This is a genomic window from Corynebacterium sp. LaCa_205 (assembly GCF_057458085.1).
In genome coordinates, this window is record NZ_CP190931.1 from 704,730 (window position 1) to 726,052 (window position 21,323).

Below are 21,323 nucleotides of genomic sequence, written 5' to 3' on the forward strand. Positions count from 1 at the left end.
GAAATAATAGGGACTATGTCGAATGAGAAGAAGGGTCACGTTTCCCCGGCTTGGCCGAAGAACGAAAATCGCGAGCACGCAATCACGGAAATCTCTGCGCCTTTTGCTGGTGCATCCAGCCCCTACGGCGATGATCTGATTTTGCCGATGCCGGCAGAGAAGCTGAACTACGTTCACCCTTATACTCGCATCAACCGCTAAAGCATTCCCCCGCCTCGGTGTGGGGGAAGATTTGTATCTAGCGTTCCCTCACGCAGAAAAGGCCCCCTGCATGAGCAAGGGGCCTTTCTTCGCTGTGTCTTAGCGGGTGATGTTCTCAATCATCTGCGCAATCGGGTCGATGACGTTGCGGTTGGCAGAGTAGAAGTTGTTGAAGTCGTGGCGGTTAGCCTTGTACAGCTCGGTGAACTGTGGAGGCAGAGCCAGGCCGTAGGAGTTAGCGGCATCCTTGATGGTGTTGTACAGGGCATCAACGGCCAGCTCATCGGACTTCTGGGCAGCAGCCTGCTTAACCGGAGCCGGTGCCTGGGCCGGAGCCTTAGGTGCAGCGGACGGAGCGGTGCGCTGGGTAGGAGCGGAGTTCAGGCCAAGGGAAGCGGAGCAAGCCGGCCATGCGCCCCAGCCCTGGGAAGCAAGTACGCGCTCAGCAACAACGATCTGCTGCTCGCGGGAAGCCTGGTCAGCGGTAGCTGCGAACTCGCCGCCGCCATTAGCCTGCCAGGTCTGCTGGTTGAACTGCAGTCCGCCGTAGAAGCCGTTGCCGGTGTTGATGTGCCAGTTGCCGCCGGCCTCGCACTGTGCCAGGCGGTCCCAGTCGGAATCTGGGGCAGCAGATGCGGTTGGTGCCATGATGGCAGCAGCGGCGCCGAAGGCGACGGTGCCGGCGGTGAACTTAGCGGCCATACGGTTCTTAGCGGAGTGGCGTCCCATGTAGTTAGTCCTCTCTGTGTGCCCGCATTAAGTGCAAAGAATATGTACCAAAAAGAAAGGGCGGGCGAGGGCAACTTTCTTAACGGCTCTTAAATGTCTGGGGGACAGCGTAGCGGTTTATAACGAAAGTGTCACGTTATGGACACTAAATGGGAAAGGAATGGGGCGAATGTGGCGCGTGCGAGGACATTTGTGCAGGTGAATGGCAATATGTGATCTGTGACACATAGTAGAGGTGTGTCGCGTTAGCGTGCGCGACTTCTGTTGTTTTGACCAGGCAGCTAAAATAAAGATTTTCCCCTAGAGAAGAGGTGGGTACCTATGCCTATTGGCAAAGTGAAGTGGTATGACGCCGAGAAAGGTTTCGGTTTCGTCAGCAACCCGGGCGATGAAGACGTCTATGTCGGCCGCAACGTGTTGCCTAAGGGAGTAGAGGAGCTGTTCCCAGGCCAGCGCATCGATTTCGATTTCGCGGCTGGCCGCCGTGGTCCGCAGGCGCTGCGGGTCAAGGTATTGGATAAGCCGCGTCGCCGCACGCCGGCCCGCAAGCCCGAGGAACTCGGCAGCATGGTCTCTGATGTAATGACTTTGCTGGAGTCACAGATTCAGCCGGTGCTCAATTCCGGCCGCTACCCGGAGCGCAAGACCGGCCGCCAGGTAGCAGAAATCCTTCGCGCAATTGCGAAGGATTTGGATAGCTAATCAGAAGCCTTCGTGGATTCCTCCGCGGAGGCTTCTCGTTCTTTATCGGTCATCGTGGTGAGCGACCACACGGTGGCCAAGGGGGTTTCGTCACCGTTGTCATCGGTGCCGATCATCATGGAGGAAATCTCTACCACCTTGAGGCGGGGGCGTTTGCCGGTGGAGGCCTTGATGGGCTCTACCGATCCGGGGATTGATACTTCAGTAGTCTCGTTCGCGCCGTGCGCGGTTTCATCATTGGCGGCGGGGTCATCGTAGATGGAGAGAATCTTCCATTCATGATCAGAAATCTCTTCGGGGATTTCCAGCTTGAGGGTGTCGTCTTCCCCTACGGTGAGGTTCGGGACCTCGCCCTCCGGGCAATCGGCGCCGGGCTCGCACGCGATATAAGGGGCGAAGTCGATGGAATTATCGCCCACGGAGGCGGTCACTTTGATTTCGCGCGGATCGGGACCCGGCCGCTGGTTCCACCAGTTCTGGAAGATCACTACGGCGGCGACGATGACTGCCACGACCACGATGAGGGCCAAGATCTGCAGCAGCGACTTTTTCCTTGCTTCCTTACGGGTTGCCATGGGCCTTTACCTTACTCGAACGTGGAAGAGTTCTTTCCACCGCTTGCCGGTAAGCCAGAACTCATCGTCTTTGATGTGCGCGATGCCGTTGAGGACGTCATCGGGGTCGGTATAGCGGGATTTATCTATGGCGTCGGTGGAAATGACGGCGGTCACGCGGCCGGTGGAAGGATCGATGCGGTAGATATTGTCATCCATCCACACATTGGCATAAACGGAATCGCCCACGCACTCCAGCTCATTGATGTCCTCGAGGGGTTTTCCTTCCAGGCTGACGTCGGTGGTCGAGCGCTCCGCAAAAGTTTCCGGATCCATATGCCGCAGGGTAGCGGAGCCATCGGACATGAGAAGATCTTCGCCGTTATTACACAGCCCCCACCCTTCACCGGTGTAGGAGGCGGTATCGACCTGGCGCAGGTCCTGGTCGTATTTCAGGGTCTGGCCGGATTTCCAGGTCAACTGCCAGATGGAATCTCCGGCCTGGGTGATGCCTTCGCCAAAGTAGCGGTTATCCAGGTGCGTTTCGGCTAAGGTTTCGCCGGTTTCGGGGGAGAAGCGCTCTAGGCGGGATTCGCCCCATTGGCCGGTGCCAAGGAGCAGGTTGCCGTCCGGATCGGTTTCGAGGCCTTGAGTAAAGGAATTGGCCGGCAGGGAAGCGGTGCCTAAGACCTCCACGGAGAGGTGCTCAACTTCGGGTTCTGCATGGGTAGAGGAACAGGCAACGAGGGTGCAGGGCAGGAGAATGCAGGCGGCGCGGGAAAGAAACGACATGCACCATATGTACCACCGTGTACGCCCCATAATGAATAATGAGGGGCGTGAGTAAGCGAAAAGCAAATCCGTTGATCGATTCCCGCGCCGTGCGCATTGCGCGCGAGGCGCTGGATGAGGTGGGGGAAGGGGGCGTCGGCAAGCATATCGGCGTCGCTGGGATAGGCCGAAACGTTGCTACCCACCGATTTGAAGCAGAGATGCCTGGCTACCCCGGCTGGGAATGGCAGGCGGTGCTCGCCTGTGCGGAGGGATCGCGCTACGTCACCGTCAATGAAGTGGCGCTGGTGCCAGGCGGGGAGGCTCTGCAGCCGCCGGAATGGGTGCCCTATGAGGATCGCGTGCGGCCGGGCGACCTTGGGCCGGGTGATTTGATGCCACCGGCCGTAGATGATTCCCGCCTGGACGGCGACAAACTTTCCAAGTCCGGCTTGGACGACGCCAAGAAGCGCTGGCGCACCGAGCGTGGCCCGAATACGGATATGGCGGCCAAGGCGCGCCTGCAATGCCGCACCTGTGCGTTTTATGTAGAGCTGATGGAAAACTACGGCGTCTGTGCCAATGAGTATTCCGCGGACGGACGGGTAGTGCACTCGCGTTATGGTTGTGGCGCGCATTCCCAGACACGGGTGCGGGAAGAAAAGAACCCCGAAGTTGCCTTCGATGATGAAAAACCCATCTTCCAGGATTTTGATTTCGAGGACTAAGACAGCACACTTATGGCGTAAGACTCGCTGTACGTGAAAGGCGCAGGCGTTGAAAGCCACTCTCGATCGCTACTTCCATATCTCTGAACGTGGTTCCTCCATTGGAACCGAGCTACGCGCGGGAACGGTCTCGTTCTTCGCCATGGCCTATATCATTCTCTTGAATCCGCTGATCCTCGGCACCACCGAAGATGCAGACGGCTACGCGCTGGGCGTGCCGCAGGTTGCTGCCGCCACCGCGCTGGTCGCGGGCGTAATGTCTATCCTCTTCGGCGCTATTGCCAAATACCCCTTCGCCATGGCCGCCGGCCTGGGCATGAATACCTTCGTGGGCGTGAGCATGGTTGCCACCAGTGGGCTGACCTGGCAGGAATCGATGGGTCTGGTGGTTATCGAGGGCATCATCATCGTTCTGCTGGCCATTTCCGGTTTCCGCACCGCCGTCTTCGACGCCATCCCGCAGTCCATGAAGGCGGCGATGGGCGTAGGCATCGGCATGTTCATCGCCATGATCGGCCTTGTGGACGGTGGTTTTGTCACCCGCGTGCCGGACGCTGCGCATACCACCGTGCCGGTGGGCTTGGGCATTAATGGATCGATTTCCACTTGGCCGGCGCTGGTCTTTGTCATCGGCCTTATTATCTGTTCCTTCATGGTTATCCGGAATGTGCCGGGCGGGCTTTTTATCGCCATCGTGCTCACCACCATCATCGCTTTTATCGTGCAGGCATTTACCGGCTCCGAGGACTGGGGCATGGCCGCGCCCGTCAAACCAGAAGCGCTGGGCGGGATTCCGGACTTGTCCATTGTGGGCGATGTGAACCTGGTAGGCGCCTTTACCAAGATCGGCGTGGTTTCCACCGTCTTGCTCATTTTCACCCTGTTGCTTACCAACTTCTTTGATGCGATGGGCACCATGACCGGCTTGGGCAAGCAAGGCAAGCTTGTCGACGCCGACGGCAACCTCCCCGATATGAAAAAGGCCCTCGTCGTAGAAGGCTTTGGCGCAGTGGCCGGTGGCCTGGGCTCTGCTTCTTCCAATACCGTCTTCGCGGATTCCTCCGCCGGCATTGCCGATGGCGCCCGCACCGGCCTGGCCAACCTCATGACCGGTGTTCTGTTCCTCGCCGCGATGTTTTTGACCCCGCTTTATGAAATCGTGCCCATCGAGGCCGCCTCCCCAGTGCTGGTCATCGTCGGCGTGATGATGGCCGCGCAGCTGACCGAGATCCGCTGGACCAAGATGGAAATCGCCATCCCCGCCTTCTTGACCATTGTGACCATGCCCTTTACCTATTCCATTGCCAACGGTATTGGCGTAGGCTTTATCTCCTTCGCGCTCATGTCCACCTTTGCCGGTAAGGCCAAGGAAGTGCACTGGATCATGTGGCTCTTGGCCGGCCTCTTCGTGATTTTCTTTGGCATGGATCCGATATCCAATGCCATCGGCTAGCCTAAAGGCATGCTGATTACTGACCCCGCAGACCCTCGCCTGGACGATATTCGGAATCTCAACAAATCCGATAAATCCGGCGAGGGTCTCGTCATTGCAGAGGGCCCGCTGGTGGTCTCCCGGCTGGCCGAATCCCGGTTCCCCATGCGTTGCTTGGTGGGCTTTCCTAAGAAGCTGGAAGCATACGTTTCCGAGTATGGCGAGCCTGAGTGCCCCATCTACGAGGTCTCCCGCGAGACCCTCGCAGAGGTAGCGGGCTTTGATATGCACCGCGGGCTTGTCGCCGCCGCGGACCGCGCCCCAGAGCCGGATCTGGGAGAGATTTTGAAGACCGCGAAAACCGTCGCAGTGCTTGAGGGCGTGGGCGATCACGAGAATATTGGCGCAATCTTCCGCCACGCCGCCGGCATGGGGGTGGACGCGGTGCTGCTCGGCTCAGGGGCGGCGGATCCGCTCTATCGACGCTCGGTGCGCGTATCCATGGGGCACGTGCTGCGCTTGCCCTTTGCCCATTTGGAAGGCGGGTTCACCACGTGGCAGCGTTCCTTGCAGGCGCTTGCCGACGCCTCCTTCACCCTCATTTCCTTAACCCCCAACCCCCAAGCGGTGCATTTGGCCGAGGCCATGCATGGCTTGGATAAGGTGGCCATGCTCGTCGGTGCGGAAGGCCCTGGCCTTACCGAACACGCAATGAAGGCCACCGACGTGCGCGCACGCATACCGATGGCCCCTGGTACGGATTCCCTCAATGTGGCGACGGCCGCCGCCATTTCCTTTTATGAACGCCAGCGCTCCTTGAGCGACCTAAACGTCTGAGCGCCCCAATTGCCGATGAGGGAACCCAGATGCTTCGCAGTGGAGATGATCTCCTCGCCCGTGGATTCCGGCTCGGCGCTGTGGTCCTCGTAGTCATCATAATCGTTCAGACCCAGCTTATTGGCCGACTGCGCAGCTAACTCGCCTACGGTCCGCTTCGGCTTCGGCGGGTCGATCTTCGGCTCTGGGCGGCCGTCAACCGCGTAGCCCACGACGTCCAGATCCGGGCCATCGTGTCCTACCTCGATGCCGAGCCAGTACTCCTGGGCCGCCTCCATGATGCCCTGCGGCTCGAAGGGCAGGGAAATGCCACCGATCGGTTCGTACTTTTCTCCTGCCCAGTAGGGCGCCTCGAAAGGCTCTGGCAGGCCGGTGTCTTCATAAAGGTGCTCGCGCGTAGCGCACAGGCAGCGCTTGAGCTGGCCGCCCTCCCACAGGGCGAAGCCGGCATAGCCTTCCTTTTCATTACTCGCCAGCGCAATGACGCGCTGGGCGGGGACCGCATTGAGTAGGGTTTCCGGCAGCTGAGAGAGGAGGACGGAGTCACCTTCGCACACCGTCTGTACCACGGTGATGCCGGGGTAGCCGCCGATATAGTACTCATGTGGATCCGTCTGCGCGGAGCGGTTAAGCGGGAATTGCCCAATCGGGGTGACCGGGAAGGTTGGGTCTAATTGGGCGAGGAATTTTCGCCCAAAGCCGCGATCCGCCTTGGGCTCGGTCTTTAGCACCTCTTCTGCGTTGGGCTTAGAGATGTACCAGAGAGTGAGTACTGCGTGAGAGATGTCCACGATTAGTCCCTAGGGCGCTTGGTATTGGAGCGAACGCCGAGGAGTACGTCCTCCCAATGCGGAGTGACGGCCTTGCGGCGGCGCTTGGCGGGCTTTTCTTCCGGGGAGGGGTTCTGTAGGAACTCCTCTTCCTCGGGCTCTTCCGGCGGGGTGGTTGGCGCAGTGAGGTCAGTGACGTTGCTGGGCTGATCGCCGTCGATAGCTTCGTCGTAGCGGCCACTGCCCAACGAGGTCAGCGAGCGCACCGGCTGTACGAAGTCCGGGTCCGTTAGGTCTGCGGCCACCGAGTTGCGGGCCTCCACCGTGGCGGGCGAGGACATGGACTGCTTGAAGTACCACTCGGCTTCGTTCTCGGACAGGCCGGCCTTCCACGTCACGCGCACGATCCAGGCCTCGCCCTGGTGGCGGTAGGCGTCCCAGGTGGACTCGGACAGTGAGTGTCCGCGAGCGGCAAAGGCGGTAGCAAGAACCTCCCACAGGGTGAGCTTGGCTGGGCCGTCCTCGCGTACCGGGTGAGCCTGCTTGGCAATCTCCGCGATGCGGTTGCGCTCCAGCATGACCGGGTAGGCGAAGGGTTCAATGCGGGACTCGGGCACGCCCATTTCTTCCGCCACTTCCGCCGCGGAGGCACCGGCGCGGATACGGTTTTGAATCTCCGCCGGGCGAATCTTTGCCTCTTCAACCGGCTCCGGTTTGGCGGGCTTGGCAAGGCTGATGGCGGGAGCCGCCGGCTCTTCTTCCGGGGTTTCCTGCTGCTCACCCTGCAGGACCTCGCGCAGTTCATCGGTGATGGAGAGGAAAAACTCTTCGCCGTCTTCGGTGCGCAGCACCAAAGAGGTTTCAGTCGATTCGCTGTCAACTGGGAACAGCTCGCGCATAATAGGGCGCTCCTTTTGCCTATCGACGGCGGACAATTCTGTGATGCATTCAACTATAACGTGAAAAAGCCCCACAGCCTGCGAGGTGGTGGGGCATGTTGAGAGAGTGATGCGTTACTTTGCATCCAAGACGTAGTCAATACACTGGGTGAGCCTAGCGATATCCTCCGGATCAATGGCCGGGAACATACCGATGCGCAGTTGGTTGCGGCCCAGCTTGCGGTACGGTTCCACGTCCACGATGCCGTTGGCGCGCAGGGTGGCGGCGAGCGCTGCGGCATCGACGGAGTCTGCAAAGTCGATAGTGCCCACCACGAGCGAACGAGAAGCAGGATGTGCGACGAATGGAGTGGCCTCCGGGCGAGATTCGGCCCAGCGATACAGGGTGGTAGAGGATTGCGTGGTGCGCTTTACCATGTCGTCCAAGCCTCCGTTCTCATTCATCCACTGGATTTGGTTATCCAGCATGAGCAGGGTGGCAATCGCCGGGGTGTTATAAGTCTGGTTCTTGCGCGAGTTATCCACTGCTGTTTGAAGGTTGAGGAAGTTAGGGATATAGCGCTCAGAGGCGTTGATCCTTTCAATCCGCTCTAGGGCGGCGGGGGACATGGCGGCTAGCCACAGGCCGCCGTCAGAGGCAAAGCATTTCTGCGGCGAGAAGTAGTAGACGTCCGTGTCGGCGATATTTACGGGCAGGCCGCCTGCACCAGAGGTGGCGTCTACAACCACTAATTGTTGGTCGTTGCGCGGGTGTGGGCGGGTGACCTCTGCCATCGCACCGGTGGAGGTCTCATTATGCGCCCAAGCAACCACGTCCGCCTCCGCGGAGAGATCGCCTACGTCGGGCACGGTGCCCGCGGGAGCCTCCACGATGGACGGGGCATCAAGCCAAGGGGCACCCGCGGCAGACTTTGCAAACTTAGTGGAAAACTCGCCAAAGGTAAGGTGCGCGGAGTGGCGTTCAATGAGTCCGAAAGTGGCGGCATCCCAGAAAGCGGTGGCGCCGCCCACAGAGAGGACAATTTCGTAGCCTTCTGGCAACGAGAAGAGAGCGCTTAATCCTTCCCGTACCGAACCTACGAGGTTTTTGACCGCAGGCTTGCGATGGGAGGTGCCCATAACCTCGGGGTCTATGGCCGCAAGTTGGTCGGGACGAATCTTGGAGGGGCCGCAACCAAAGCGGCCGTCGGCAGGCAGGAGATGGGCGGGCAGCGAAAGTTCTGGAGTGCTCATGAGTGTCAGTGTAGGACAGTTCCGGTCGAACGGCAGTTATTTTAGTCGACCGAAACTTGTAGGCGGCGTCACAAAGTTTGCTAAACTGTGAAGAGCTATCCAACTAGCTTCTTTAAGTTAGTGCCTAATAATGACTCTCACAAAGAGAAAGGAACTTCCGTGGCTTCTGAAGACAACAAAGTAGTGCTCCAGTACCCAGGCGGCGAGTACGAGATGGACATCAAGCAGTCCACCGAGGGTGACTCCGGCTTTGACATCTCCAAGCTCCGTAACGAAACCGGACTTGTTACCTTCGACCCTGGTTACACCTCCACCGGTTCCACCGAGTCCAAGATCACCTTCATTAATGGTGAAGAGGGCATCCTGCGCCACCGTGGCTACGACATTGCAGACCTTGCAGAAAATGCTTCCTTCAACGAAGTTTCTTACCTCCTGATCAAGGGTCACCTGCCCAACGAGGAAGAGCTCAGCCACTTTAATAAGGAAATTCGCCACCACACCCTGCTGGATGAGGATTTCAAGGCCGCGTTCAACATCTTCCCGCGCAACGCACACCCGATGGCGGTGCTAGCTTCCTCCCTTAACATTCTCTCCGCTTACTACCAGGACCAGCTCAACCCGCTGGACCCAGAGCAGCTGGATAAGGCAACCGTTCGCCTGCTGGCTAAGGTGCCAATGCTGGCCGCCTATGCCTACCGAGCTTCCCAGGGTAAGCCTTATATGTACCCGGATAATAGCCTGAACGCCCGCGAGAACTTCTTGCGCATGATGTTTGGCTACCCAACCGAGGAATACGAGGTTGACCCGGTCGTAGCTAAGGCCCTGGATAAGCTACTCATTCTGCACGCTGACCACGAGCAGAACTGCTCTACTTCCACCGTGCGCATGATTGGTTCCGCGCAGGCGAACATGTTCGTCTCTATTGCTGGCGGCATTAACGCTCTGTCCGGCCCACTGCACGGTGGTGCAAACCAAGCCGTTCTGGAGATGTTGGAAGATATCCAGAACAACCACGATGGTGACGCTACCGACTTCATGAACCGCGTGAAGAATAAGGAAAAGGGCGTTCGCCTCATGGGCTTCGGCCACCGCGTGTACAAGAACTACGACCCACGCGCTGCCATCGTCAAGGAGACCGCACACGAGATCATCGATCACTTGGGTGGCGACCCGATGCTGGATCTGGCCATGAAGCTGGAAGAGATTGCGCTGAACGATGACTACTTTGTCTCCCGCAAGCTCTACCCGAACGTGGACTTCTACACCGGCCTGATCTACCGCGCCATGGGCTTCCCGACGGACTTCTTCACCGTCCTCTTTGCTATCGGCCGCCTGCCGGGCTGGATTGCTCAGTACCGCGAGCAGCTGGAGATCAACACCAAGATCAACCGTCCGCGCCAGATCTACACCGGCGAGTCCCTGCGTAAGGTTACCCCACGTAACGAGCGCTAAAGCGCCCCGCGGGTTCGCCGAATTAAGCCGAATCGGGTGGTAGCACCTATAATAGGTGCAGCTCGGTTCGGTTTTTAATGCGACCGCACGAACAAACTAGATTTCCCAAGGAGAATAATCCCCATGGATAAGCCTGTTATTGAAGCCCAGTCTGGCCCAGCGCCGACGGACCTTGTCGTAGAAGACATCGTCGTCGGCGACGGTGCTGAGGCACAGCCTGGTGCCGTAGTGGAGGTCCACTACGTCGGCGCTGAATACGAGACCAACCAAGAATTCGATTCCTCGTGGGACCGTGGCCAGTCCATCGAGTTCCCGCTGACCGGTCTCATCGCCGGCTGGCAGGAGGGCATTCCGGGAATGAAGGTGGGCGGACGCCGCAAGCTCATTATTCCGCCGGAAAAGGCCTATGGTCCTGCCGGCGGTGCGCACCCGCTATCCGGCCGCACCTTGGTCTTTATCATTGACCTCATTCGCGCCGACTAGAAGCGCTCAACCCCAGGGTTTGCCCTGGGGTTTCGTCGTTTTCAGCGCGGCTTTAAAAACTGCGGCACAATGGAGGCCATGACTGTGCCAACCGTAACTTTCAATGATGACCGCGAAATGCCCCAGCTGGGCCTAGGTACGTACAAGCTCTATGACGAGGAATGCATCCGCGTTATCCGTGAGGCCATCGATTTAGGCTACCGCCACTTCGATACCGCTACGCTGTACAAAAACGAAGAGGCGGTAGGCACCGCCCTCAAACAGGCGATGGACGCTGGCGACGTCACCCGTGATGAGCTTTTCGTTACTTCCAAGGTCTGGCATTCCCACCACGGTGCGCATAAGGTAGAAGAGGCATTCCAGCAGTCGCTAAAGGATCTGCAGCTGGACTACCTTGACCTGTATCTCATCCACTGGCCGTGGCCGCAGGGTGGCCTATACAACGAGACCTTTGAGGCTATCGCTCGCTTGCAAGGTATGGGCCAGATTGCGTCTATCGGCGTGGCCAACTTCTACGAGGACGTGCTCAAGGACTTGATTTCCACCACCGGTATTTCTCCGGTGCTTAACCAGGTGGAGATTCACCCGGGCTTTACTCAGTCCGGTTTGCGCGCTTTCCATCACGATAATGACATCGTCACCGAGGCATGGGCCCCGTTGGCACGCGGGGTAGTGCTCAATAACCCAGTGATTGAGCAAGTTGCCGCTGACCACGAGGCCACCGAGGGCCAGGTAGTTCTGTCCTACCTCATGTCCAAGGGTATGTCCGTGATTCCGAAGTCCGCGCGCACCGAGCGGCTGAAGGAAAACCTCGCCGCCACCGAGCTGGAGCTTACGGCGGAGGAAGTATCCGCCATCGATGCTCTGGAAGGCCAGGAGGGCTTTGGTCGCATGTTTAATGACCCGCGCGAGTTCCCTGGCAACGAAGAGTAATCTCACCCGCAGTTTAAGCCCCCTCACCGGGGGCTTTTCTTTTGTCAAGCGACTGTTAACAATCTTCGCAAAAGGGGGTTGTTTCCACCGATGGGGGTAGTTGGCTAAAGACGTTGATCCAGCTCGGCGGAACCTATGAGCTTGAAAGGGTGGAGAGGTGAGGTGTTTTCTTGGCGGAGTTCACAACCTTGCAGAAAATGTTCGGTAACTTACACGACAACATGGATAGTGATTAATGACACATTATCTCGTGTGACCTAAGTTCCTCTCACCCAAGGAGACGAAGCTCTATGAGTGACGTAGCTGCAACTCCTGTCTCGCGCCGCGAACCCACCGGTAGCGAGTTCATCGCGATGCGCGACTCCGCCGAATTCGGCGAGCTGCGCCGTACCTACCGGAGTTTTACTTTTCCCATGACCGTGGCCTTCTTTGTGTGGTACGTGGTCTACGTTCTAGCTGCCGTGTTTGCCCCTGGCTTTATGGCAATCGAGCTTGGTGGCGGCTGGAATATCGGACTGGGTTTCGGCCTAGCCCAGTTCCTCACCACCTTCATTATCACGTGGATCTACGTGAAGTATGCCAATAAGAATATCGAGCCTAAGTCGGCCGCCATCCGTGAAGAGCTGGAGGGCATGTAATGATTACCACCACCCTCGCCGCCGAATCTTCCGCTGGCAATCCCATCTTGAATATCTCCATTTTCGGCATCTTCCTTTTCATCACCATGGCGGTGGTGCTGCGCGCCGGAAAGACCACGAAGAAAGCCTCGGACTTTTATACCGGCGGCGGCACCTTCTCCGGCCGACAAAACGGCCTAGCCATCTCTGGTGACTACCTTTCCGCGGCATCGTTCCTGGGCATCGTTGGTGCTGTGGCGCTCAATGGCTACGACGGCTTTTTGTACTCAGTCGGCTTCTTTGTTGCCTGGCTGGTAGCACTCATGCTCGTCGCTGAGCCCATGCGTAACGTGGGCCGCTTCACCATGGCGGATGTCTTGTCTTTCCGTTTGAAGCAGAAGCCCGTGCGCGTAGCGGCGTCCATCGCCACCCTCTTTGTCACGCTCTTCTATCTCATCGCACAGATGGCAGGCGCTGGTTCTCTAGTGGCCGTGCTGCTGGATATCCACGATTTTAAGTGGCAGGCGGTCGTCGTGGGCATCGTTGGTGTGCTCATGATTGTCTATGTATTGGTCGGTGGCATGAAAGGCACCACCTACGTTCAGATGATCAAGGCTGTGCTCCTAGTAGCCGGCGTAGTCATCATGTGCTTCTTGGTATTCATTGCACTGCGCGGTGGATTTAGCGCGCTGTTTAACAACGCCATTGATATGCACGCCGCCTCTGAACAGATTAAGGAGAAGGGCTATGAAGCTAAAGACATCATGGCCCCTGGCCTGAAATACGGCGCCACCACCGCCACCAAGCTGGATTTCATCTCCTTGGGCATTTCGCTGGTGCTTGGTGTGGGCGGCCTGCCGCACGTGTTGATGCGCTTCTACACCGTGCCTACCGCTACTGAAGCCCGCCGTTCTGTTACCTGGGCGATTGTCATCATCGGCGCCTTCTATCTGATGACCTTGGTCCTGGGATACGGCGCCGCCGCCTTGGTCGGTCCGGACCGCATCCTCGCCGCGCCGGGCGGGGCTAATGCCGCGGCACCACTGCTTGCGCTGGAGATTGGCGGCTCTATCTTCATGGCGGTTATTTCCGCAGTGGCCTTCGCCACCGTGCTTGCCGTGGTTGCTGGCCTGGCCATTACCGCCTCGGCATCCATCGCGCACGATATTTACCATGCGGTCATCCGCAATGGTAAGTCCACAGAAGCCGAGCAAGTTCGCGTTTCCCAGGCCACCGTGGTGGTCCTTGGCATCGTGGCTATCATCTTGGGCATTCTGGCCATGACCCAGAACGTGGCGTTTTTGGTCTCCTTGGCTTTCGCGGTTGCGGCTTCTGCCAACCTGCCGACTATCTTGTACTCCCTGTACTGGCGTCGCTTCAATACCGCAGGCGCGGTGGCCTCCATGTATACCGGCGTGGTGTCCTGCTTGGTGCTCATCTTCTTCTCCCCAGCAGTCTCCGGTTCTGAGACCTCCATGTTCTCGGGCGCGGACTGGGCTATCTTCTCGCTCTCCTCGCCGGGGCTGGTATCCATTCCGCTGTCCTTCTTTGTCGGCTGGTTGGTCTCCATCATGACCAAGCCAGACGACTTGGAGGAGCTTTCTGCAGAAATGGAAGTCCGCTCGCTTACCGGCGTAGGGGTGGAGGCACCCGTCCAGCATTAATTGCCTAGATAGTGCACTCAACCGGTAACATGTATCGACGTGTTTAGAACGTCGTTGACTCGCAAGGCGGCATCAGCCAAGGCTGGTGCCGCTTTAGCCGTATGTATGCTCGCCTTGACCGCCACCGCGTGCAGTAACAGCGAGAGTGATAGCGGCGCGCTTGCCGACGCCCCTTCGGGATTAACAGACACCAACCGCGACGTCCCACCAGAAATCAATGAGTTTCTAGAAGGCGATGAGGGGCGCTCTGTTACCTATATTCGGCTGCATGATGGCATGCATATGGGTTCTGCCTCGGAGCACGAGGCTCGCCCGGCGCTCAGCCTCATCAAGCTCTATATCGCCACCTACGTCATGGAAAAGGGCGAGTACGAAGATAAGTATGAGGCGCTGGATATGATCGCTAGCTCCTCCGATAAGTCTGCCGAAGACCTCTTTGAAAAATACCCAGAGTCCATCGACACCATTGCCGATGAATTCAAGTTGGAATCTACCAAAGCCGGCGAGAAATGGGGTTACTCGCAGACCTCTACGTATGACGTTGCCAGCTTCATTTCGCAGCTCATCGAGCGCGATGAAACCCACCCAGTGCTCGTAGCCATGGCTCATGCCGATCCCATCTCTGAGGATGGCTACCGCCAGGACTATGGCACCGCAAAGCTCTCTAACGTGGTGGGAAGCAAGTGGGGCTGGTCCAATGATAAGTCCATCAACTCTTCCGTCTCTTTTGGTGAGAACTTTGTAGCCGCTGCCTCGATCAATGGCTCGTCCGATGAGCTTACTGACTATGTAAAAGATGAGGTCACCGGAAAGAGCCTGGGCAAGGCCACCGAGCGCTTCCTCAAGTACAAAGACGGCGAGGACGTCCCACCGATTGAAACCACTACCTCGGAGACCTCCACGACTTCGTCTAGCAAGAAGGATAAGGACGAAAAACCCAGCACAGGGAAGAAGGATAAATCCGCGTCGAAGGAACCTACCAGCGAGTCCACCAAGTCCGAGAAGAAAGATAAAGGCAGCTCCGATAAGAAGTCCACAGATAAAAAGAAAGGCTCAGAGAAAACCTCCGAGCCCTTTAAAAAGTAGTACTACCTCGCCTTAGCAACCGTTTCTGCGACGATCTTCGCTAGCTGACGAATCTGGTCGTTGCTCAACGTTTTGCCATTGAAAGTTACGCCATCCGCAGTTACCTGCGGTAGCTCTGGCAGCTCTGGGTGCTTGCTCTGTAGCTGCGAGCTCAACTGATTTACCAGGTCGGACGAGCCATTGCTCGGCGCCGTGGCCTGCGGCTGAGTCTTTGGCTGTGGTTTCTTAGTGGCTGGCTTTTTCGCCGGTGCAGGTGCTGCGGACTTGCCCGGTGTCCACTGTCCCCAGTCATCGGCGTAGACCTCGTTAACGTCTACGATGACGCCGCCGATGGTCTGCTGTTTGCCGTGCGGCAGCTGGTGAATAGTGGTGCGCGGGTGAATCTTTCCGTTAGAGCCCCAGTCATGCATCCAGAAATACTTGCCGATGTCATCCTGGATTGCCCACTCGATGGTGTTGTAATTGCCGTAGACACCTGTCTGGTAGCCGGCCAGCTCCAGCGTCTTGGAAAACGCCTGCAGGTATGGGCGGATTTGGCGGGTGTACTGCTCGCGGGTGGGGTTATCGTCGATAGCAATGTAGATAGGGCGGTTGGTTGGGCCGCCTGCCTTCTTGTGCAGCGCAATCGCCTTCGGTGCGTGAATTGCAGCACCTGCTGCGCCCTGCTTCCAATCCGCGGTCTCCGCGCGGCCAAACTGGTAAACGGAAGCGGTAGGCAGGCCTGCTGCCGCATTGGCCTTGGTCTCTTTCAGGGTTACCGGCTTGCCGGCCATCCACGCTGCGTCTGGGCGTTTGTCGGAGACGTACCGAATCGCACCCATATGGCCGGCCTTTTTAATCGCCTGCGGGGAAGGGACACCGGCAGAGTAATCGATGATGGTGCCGCGTATCGGTCCGAGCGCCGCCGCATTAGGAACGGCAGCGCCGATAGCGCCCGCGGTCAAGGCGAGGGCACCGACCTTAAAGAGGCCGCGACGGGAGAAAGATGGTGACATGTTGAGCTCCTGCAGTAATCACATTTGTCACAGTAGTTAACAACTGCACCATAGCAGGAGGTCTAAAGCCCCAGAGGCAGCGAAAGCGCATGTCGCGCATTTACTTCGTAGTGCTATTTCGAGTCATTGCCAAACAACACTCGTGTGGGATTCTCAACCGTGCGCGACACCGTGCAGTCCTTCTCATGGGAGATGCGAATCAGATTGTCCACCAGCTCGCGTGCTTGGTTACCCTCGGACGTATCTGGGAAAGAAAGATTGAACCCCACGCGAACCTCCGACAGGCGCGATGCGCCATCCTCGTTTACGCGGTCGCCTTCTACATGCACATCAAAAGACTCCGGCTCAGCGCGCCGGGAGGTCACCACGTCCACGTCTACTGCGGAGCACCCCGCAACGGCCGCAAGCAAGAGTTCAACAGGGGAGAGGAGCCCCTCGCCACTGCCAAACTCAATGCTTGCTCCCGCGGAATTGGTAGCTCGGTATAGGGCGGTGTCGAGGCGGGTGAGGTCTACGGCGTAGTGTTTAGTACTTTCACTCATGACTTAGAGCTTAAGCAAGAAGCGAGAAACGCAGAAGGAAATGGCGGTGAGGATCGTTCGATGGTCAACGGTCCTCGCTTCTTGTGGTCAATATGAGCATAGGATCTTGTTCCAGAAAGCGGGGCAGCTGTCATGGAAAACGAGATCACAGTGAAACCGCCGAGTTGTTAAAAGTTCGCGGAACGTGACGAATTAAAAAATCAAGGGCGGCGAAAAGTGAATCCAAACCGATTGTCCCAATGCGGGTTTGTGGTCCGCAGTGGTGCGGAATATGGTTCCAGATTCATGAGTGGCGGTAACGGAGTAGTGGTCGCCTTCGAAAATTGCGGAGTCCACTATTGCTGGAACCGTGGTGCCTAGATAGTCTTCGTCCACAATCTTTGCGTGGTGCGGCAAGATAGCGGCTTTAGTACCTTCCTCTCGCACGGTTACTTGGCTCAGAGGCCATGAAACACCAAGCGTGGGACACTCGACGCAGCATCCTGTAGTGGTGGTTTGAACAATTGTCGCGTCCGAAATAAACGCCGCGACCGCCGGGCTAGCAGGATTTTCCAGCAGCTGTTGCGGGGTAGCGATTTGTTGGATTTCGCCGCCGTCTAGGACCACGACTCTATCTGCAATTGCCAGCGCTTCGGCGCGATCGTGGGTCACGTGCACCGTGGTTAGACGTTGTTTTTCCGTCAGCGCCACTAGTTCGCGACGCAAATTATCGCGCAATGGTTCGTCAAGAGCTGAAAGAGCCTCATCCAGTAACAAAAGTTTGGGACTTGCGACGATCGCTCTGGCAAGAGCCACGCGCTGGCGCTGTCCGCCAGAAAGACTGTTCGGAGACCGGTCTTCGAATCCCGGCAGCCCTACGAGGGCCAAAGTTTTAGAAATGTGCTCTTCGCGTTTAGTCTTAGATACTTTCGCTCGGCGTAGCGGATAGCCAACATTCTCTTTAACAGACATGTGTGGCCAAATCGCGTGCTGTTGGAAAACCATACCAATGCCGCGCTCTTCGGGAGGAGTTGAAGTCATCTGTCTGCCATCGATGTCGAGCTCGCCCGATGATGGGGAAATAAAACCAGCGATGGTGCGAAGGAGGGTGGATTTACCGGAGCCTGACGGTCCTACAAGTGCGATGAGTTCTCCTGGCTCGATGGAGAGGTTGATATCGCGTAGGCCAGTGGTGCCGTCCGGAAAAGTGACCGAGAGGTGTGAAGTTGCAATTTTCGCCATTTTAAGTCCTTACCTTAGGGGACTGAATAGTCAGCGCGAGGGCAACGATGCCGACGATCGCGAAGAGTAGGGATAGAGCCGATGCCTGGTTATAATTTCCCGCCTGCTGAAGATTGAACACTTGGACGCCCAGCGTTGTCGTCCCGGGAGCGACAAGTAGTACGGAAATAGTTAGCTCTCGAATCGCAGTCACCGCCACTAGAACTGCGCCGGAAATCGCCGCTGGAATGCTCATTGCACCGACGGTTGAAAAGAGCGCCTTGAGGGGCGTGGCACCAGAAATGCGCGCTGCTTCTTCTATTGTGGTCGGGGTACTTATTAAAGGAGCACGCACGGATTGAACAACGAGTGCGGTAAATGCGCAGACGTAGGCAATAAGTATTATCCAAATCGTGTTATACAACCCCGTATAACGTCCGGCGATAAGCCAGGCTACACCGATGATGAGTCCTGGCAGGGCGCTCGGTAACAGCGTAGAAAGCATTAGAAGCGTATTTCCCCGTGCATGGGTCCGGGAAACTAATATTCCGATGACCCAGCCAAGAATGCCGCAGATTAACGCTGCGGTTATTGAGAGAAGTGCGGAATTGGTTAGCCCGTCGATGACGCGCGGGTTGGACAAAGCATTGGTGAAGTTCGCCAGCGAAATGGTTTCTAATGTAAACGGAATCCCAGGGGCTGGTAGCAATGCGCGGTAGGCCAAACCGAGGATTGGGCCAATGGAAATGACTAGTCCGCACACCCACATGATGATTGTGACCGGCCAACGCGCTGAATGCAGCGAAAAGCGCGCCGGGCTACCGGAGTCATGGGAAGAAGGTGAGTTTCTTAATGAGGTGAGATAGTCCATGATGACGGCGCCGATTCCCAAGAACAAGAGAACAACTCCGATGGTGGAGACTACCTGCAGGGGGTTGGATACGGTGCCAGAATCGATGAACCGGTAAATCATCGTTGCCAGGGTTTCGAACCTAGCTGGCGAGCCGATAATCGCGGGAATCCCGAAATCGGCAAGATTAGCAATTGCCGTGAGGGTAAACGCTGACAACAACGCAGGGCGAAGGAGGGGAAGGGTGACCGTACGCAGAACCGTTATTACGGAAGCTCCTGATACACGGGCGGCGAGTTCAAAATCTGGTGAGATTGAGCGCAGGCCCGATGAAATGATTACGTATGCTGTGGGAAAAGAGTGGATAGTCATCAGCGCAATGACCCCATCTGCGCCGTAGATATTCCAAAGTTCGAACCCAATGAGTCTATTTAAACCTTGATTCGGACCGAAGAGCTGAGTCCAGGCAATCGCTCCGATAAAAGGGGGAACCAAGAGGGGCGAAAGTAGGAAGAGCCGCAGTACCGAAGAGCCATAGATATCTGTGCGGTCTATTGCGATGGCAATAACGGTTCCAATGATGACGGCAGCAAGCGCCGAAAGCGCCGTGGTGAAAAGCGAATTCCATGTAGCAATGCTGAGCCCTTGTTCCAGAAGGGTGGGAATTTGGTTTCCTCCCAGTGCGAGGGAGACAACCAGGACCAAAGGCGTAATGAACAGACCAACAGCGATGAACCACACACCAACGCGCAGCGCGGATACGGAGGGATTTTTCAACAAGTGAGCCATCAAGAACTAGGAGGGATTAGAACAGACGGGGACTAGGAAGAAACTGCTTTTTGAAAAGCTTCGACGGCGGCGTTTTTATCCTTGGTAATTTTCTCTAGGTCTTGGTCCATGAGTTCAATGTCTTCAAGTTCTGGGGTGGCTGCTGGAGTTCCCACGTCCTTGCGCACTGGAAGATACGACTGCTCGACTGCGATTTTTTGTGCCTTTTTCGAAAGTAGGAAGTTGATGTACTTTTGTGCTGCTTCTTGTTTTTTGGAATCTTTGAATACACCCGCAGGTTCAGAAATATACGGTGCTCCCTCGGAAGGGTAGGAAAGAGCGACAGGGGAACCCTTGTCCGCTAGGTCTCGCACTAGATAATCGACGACTACACCTACGGGCCGTGACCCGGAGGCGATTTCTTGGGAAGTGGGACCATTGGACTCTGCGATCATCGGGGAGTTCTGGCCGAGATCTTCGAGCCAAGTTTCGCCGAGATCTGAATTGTTCTTCCACGCCGAGGCATTGAATGCCGCCGCGCCAGAGACCGCCGGGTTCGGCATGATGAGTTTGTCCTTATATTTCGGATCAGTTAGATCTGCCCACGACCTCGGGGCTTCGCCTTCTGCAAGTTCGTCGGTGTTATAGGCAATTACCGTAGGGATAATGCGCGTACCGACATAAAAATTCTCGTCGTCCTTGGCTTCGTCGATGATGTTGTTGGAATCAACATCGTCAAGCTGGATGAGGTCACCATCGTCGGCATAGTTTTCAAAGGTAGGTGCATCGGCTGCCCAGAAAACATCCGCTTGGATGTCACCAGATTTTTTCTCTGAAGATATGCGTGCGTTCAAATCTCCGGTGCCCGCGCGGTACACCTTGACCTCGATATCAGGAAACTCTTCATTGAAGGCCGCATTGATCTCATCGACCTTTTCTTCCGGCTCTGAGGTGTAGACGGTGATCGAAGTTGAACCGCTTTCTGCCTGCGTATCTTCATTCTTGGATGTAGGCTCACCGCACGAGGTAAGAAGTACAGTTGAAGCAAGAACTACAGCAGTAAGAGAAGAGTGCCTAGGCTTCATTTGGGGAATTTCCTCCAGAGAGAGTAGTGATCAGGAGTCTTTATCTAACTGTTCCGAAGTTAAGGAAACTTGGGATCGACGTGAATTCGCAGTTAATTTTTGACTCCCTGAGCGGGTGATTTGGAGGGCGGCGCGGTTAAAAATCCTCATACAAGACTGAATGAAACTACTTTCGCGTTTTGATCCTGTAAATATGAGCATCACGGCGAATGGATTGGTGCACTTTCGGCACACGCGGTTGCGTCTGGAATCCACGCTGTACCGTCCAACGGCGCCGTTTTGAGGACAACTAGCAGTGCCGACGTTGGTACTGACGACCCCAGGGAATACCAGATCTCAGCAGTGGACCAAGCGCGAGCTGATGACCACAACCGTTCCGCGTTCACTTCGCTAATGCTGTGGGGCTTGGCGGCCCCCTTTAGATCGGCATGCTTCTCGCCGAGCTTTTCACCGTGGTATGGGATAGTGCGCTCTGAGGGCTACTCCCAAGTCAGTTATGGAGCAATTCCATTCAGAGGCGGGCAAGCGTTTGCTATTCCGCAGGTGTGATTGGAGAGCCATGGAGTTTAAAAGCTCTGCCAGAAGATTAAGGATTCAAAGAACTCGTTCAACTTTTTCCACGGGTCGTTTTGTCTGTAGACATTCTGAAATCGTCAATGTATTGCAGGCAATTGAAAAAGGCACGGTGCGTGGAGGTGGGTTTCGATAAAACTTATAACGGGAAAATCCCGAAACGATCTCTGTTCGAGGGTAAATTTGGCTTATTTGTTAATACTGGGCTTGGCGAGGGAC

The 21,323-nt window shown here is 56.7% G+C and carries 22 protein-coding genes; 11 read left to right on the forward strand and 11 right to left on the reverse strand.

Going from position 1 to position 21,323, the window contains the following annotated elements; genetic code table 11:
- Positions 1–15 precede the first annotated feature (15 nt).
- A complete protein-coding gene (locus tag ACP8J1_RS03500; RefSeq protein ID WP_023022020.1) occupies positions 16–201 on the forward strand; it encodes a hypothetical protein in 186 nt (61 codons plus the stop codon).
- 99 nt (positions 202–300) lie between these two features.
- Here ACP8J1_RS03500 and ACP8J1_RS03505 read toward each other — a convergent pair whose 3' ends face one another.
- On the reverse strand, positions 301–930 hold the full coding sequence (locus ACP8J1_RS03505) for a resuscitation-promoting factor Rpf1 domain-containing protein (RefSeq protein WP_023022019.1): 630 nt from the start codon (positions 928–930) through the stop codon (positions 301–303).
- 321 nt (positions 931–1,251) lie between these two features.
- On the opposite strand from ACP8J1_RS03505, the gene ACP8J1_RS03510 reads away from it, so the two are divergent.
- The gene (locus tag ACP8J1_RS03510; protein ID WP_005323875.1) at positions 1,252–1,632 is read left to right on the forward strand and encodes a cold-shock protein; all 381 of its coding nucleotides are present in this window, start codon (positions 1,252–1,254) and stop codon (positions 1,630–1,632) included.
- On the opposite strand, the gene ACP8J1_RS03515 is transcribed toward ACP8J1_RS03510, so the two are convergent.
- Positions 1,629–2,207 (reverse strand): DUF2771 domain-containing protein, encoded by a 579-nt coding sequence (locus ACP8J1_RS03515; RefSeq protein ID WP_023022018.1) that lies wholly within the window; start codon positions 2,205–2,207, stop codon positions 1,629–1,631. The genes ACP8J1_RS03510 and ACP8J1_RS03515 overlap by 4 nt on opposite strands.
- A 6-nt stretch (positions 2,208–2,213) precedes the next feature.
- Positions 2,214–2,978, reverse strand: coding sequence for a glutaminyl-peptide cyclotransferase (locus ACP8J1_RS03520; protein ID WP_023022017.1), 765 nt, complete (start codon positions 2,976–2,978; stop codon positions 2,214–2,216).
- Positions 2,979–3,016: 38 nt separating this feature from the next.
- On the opposite strand from ACP8J1_RS03520, the gene ACP8J1_RS03525 reads away from it, so the two are divergent.
- From ACP8J1_RS03525 to ACP8J1_RS03535, 3 genes are read left to right on the forward strand one after another with little or no spacing between them, the layout of a single operon-like run.
- Positions 3,017–3,685, forward strand: a complete 669-nt coding sequence (locus ACP8J1_RS03525; RefSeq protein WP_023022016.1) for a DUF3027 domain-containing protein — start codon at positions 3,017–3,019, stop codon at positions 3,683–3,685.
- Positions 3,686–3,734: 49 nt separating this feature from the next.
- Entirely contained in the window at positions 3,735–5,138 is a 1,404-nt protein-coding gene (locus tag ACP8J1_RS03530; RefSeq protein WP_023022015.1) for an NCS2 family permease, read from the forward strand.
- A 9-nt stretch (positions 5,139–5,147) separates the two neighbouring features.
- Entirely contained in the window at positions 5,148–5,954 is an 807-nt protein-coding gene (locus ACP8J1_RS03535; RefSeq protein ID WP_023022014.1) for a TrmH family RNA methyltransferase, read from the forward strand.
- On the opposite strand, the gene ACP8J1_RS03540 is transcribed toward ACP8J1_RS03535, so the two are convergent.
- From ACP8J1_RS03540 to serC, 3 genes are all read right to left on the reverse strand, one after another.
- Positions 5,915–6,745 carry a DUF6928 family protein gene (locus ACP8J1_RS03540; RefSeq protein WP_023022013.1) on the reverse strand — a complete coding sequence of 277 codons (831 nt, stop codon included), beginning with the start codon at positions 6,743–6,745 and terminating at the stop codon, positions 5,915–5,917. The two genes, ACP8J1_RS03535 and ACP8J1_RS03540, sit on opposite strands and share 40 nt — an antisense overlap.
- 2 nt (positions 6,746–6,747) lie before the next feature.
- Complete coding sequence (sepH, locus tag ACP8J1_RS03545) at positions 6,748–7,623, reverse strand: septation protein SepH (protein ID WP_023022012.1); 876 nt, start codon at positions 7,621–7,623, stop codon at positions 6,748–6,750.
- Between the two features lie 114 nt (positions 7,624–7,737).
- A complete protein-coding gene (gene serC / locus ACP8J1_RS03550; protein ID WP_023027827.1) occupies positions 7,738–8,856 on the reverse strand; it encodes a phosphoserine transaminase in 1,119 nt (372 codons plus the stop codon).
- A gap of 159 nt (positions 8,857–9,015) precedes the next feature.
- On the opposite strand from serC, the gene ACP8J1_RS03555 reads away from it, so the two are divergent.
- The 6 genes from ACP8J1_RS03555 to ACP8J1_RS03580 all read left to right on the forward strand — a co-directional run bounded on the left by ACP8J1_RS03555 (position 9,016) and on the right by ACP8J1_RS03580 (position 15,091).
- Positions 9,016–10,308, forward strand: a complete 1,293-nt coding sequence (locus tag ACP8J1_RS03555; RefSeq protein WP_023022010.1) for a citrate synthase — start codon at positions 9,016–9,018, stop codon at positions 10,306–10,308.
- Between the two features lie 123 nt (positions 10,309–10,431).
- The gene (locus tag ACP8J1_RS03560; protein ID WP_005323855.1) at positions 10,432–10,791 is read left to right on the forward strand and encodes an FKBP-type peptidyl-prolyl cis-trans isomerase; all 360 of its coding nucleotides are present in this window, start codon (positions 10,432–10,434) and stop codon (positions 10,789–10,791) included.
- Positions 10,792–10,860: 69 nt separating this feature from the next.
- Positions 10,861–11,724: an aldo/keto reductase gene (locus tag ACP8J1_RS03565; protein WP_034656422.1), complete on the forward strand. Its 864-nt coding sequence runs from the start codon at positions 10,861–10,863 to the stop codon at positions 11,722–11,724.
- 290 nt (positions 11,725–12,014) lie between these two features.
- On the forward strand, positions 12,015–12,362 hold the full coding sequence (locus ACP8J1_RS03570; protein ID WP_486697092.1) for a DUF485 domain-containing protein: 348 nt from the start codon (positions 12,015–12,017) through the stop codon (positions 12,360–12,362).
- Positions 12,362–14,005 (forward strand): solute symporter family protein, encoded by a 1,644-nt coding sequence (locus tag ACP8J1_RS03575; protein WP_023022007.1) that lies wholly within the window; start codon positions 12,362–12,364, stop codon positions 14,003–14,005. Before ACP8J1_RS03570 ends, ACP8J1_RS03575 begins: the two co-directional genes overlap by 1 nt.
- A 39-nt stretch (positions 14,006–14,044) precedes the next feature.
- Positions 14,045–15,091, forward strand: coding sequence for a hypothetical protein (locus ACP8J1_RS03580; protein WP_023022006.1), 1,047 nt, complete (start codon positions 14,045–14,047; stop codon positions 15,089–15,091).
- A gap of 2 nt (positions 15,092–15,093) precedes the next feature.
- Here ACP8J1_RS03580 and ACP8J1_RS03585 read toward each other — a convergent pair whose 3' ends face one another.
- The 5 genes from ACP8J1_RS03585 to ACP8J1_RS03605 all read right to left on the reverse strand — a co-directional run bounded on the left by ACP8J1_RS03585 (position 15,094) and on the right by ACP8J1_RS03605 (position 20,531).
- Entirely contained in the window at positions 15,094–16,086 is a 993-nt protein-coding gene (locus ACP8J1_RS03585) for a DUF1906 domain-containing protein (protein ID WP_023022005.1), read from the reverse strand.
- Between the two features lie 113 nt (positions 16,087–16,199).
- Positions 16,200–16,628, reverse strand: a complete 429-nt coding sequence (locus ACP8J1_RS03590) for an OsmC family protein (protein WP_023022004.1) — start codon at positions 16,626–16,628, stop codon at positions 16,200–16,202.
- A 192-nt stretch (positions 16,629–16,820) separates the two neighbouring features.
- Positions 16,821–17,849, reverse strand: coding sequence for an ABC transporter ATP-binding protein (locus tag ACP8J1_RS03595; protein WP_023022003.1), 1,029 nt, complete (start codon positions 17,847–17,849; stop codon positions 16,821–16,823).
- Position 17,850: 1 nt separating this feature from the next.
- Positions 17,851–19,467 carry an ABC transporter permease gene (locus tag ACP8J1_RS03600; RefSeq protein WP_023027830.1) on the reverse strand — a complete coding sequence of 539 codons (1,617 nt, stop codon included), beginning with the start codon at positions 19,465–19,467 and terminating at the stop codon, positions 17,851–17,853.
- 32 nt (positions 19,468–19,499) lie between these two features.
- Positions 19,500–20,531 carry an ABC transporter substrate-binding protein gene (locus ACP8J1_RS03605; protein ID WP_486697097.1) on the reverse strand — a complete coding sequence of 344 codons (1,032 nt, stop codon included), beginning with the start codon at positions 20,529–20,531 and terminating at the stop codon, positions 19,500–19,502.
- Positions 20,532–21,323: the final 792 nt, after the last annotated feature.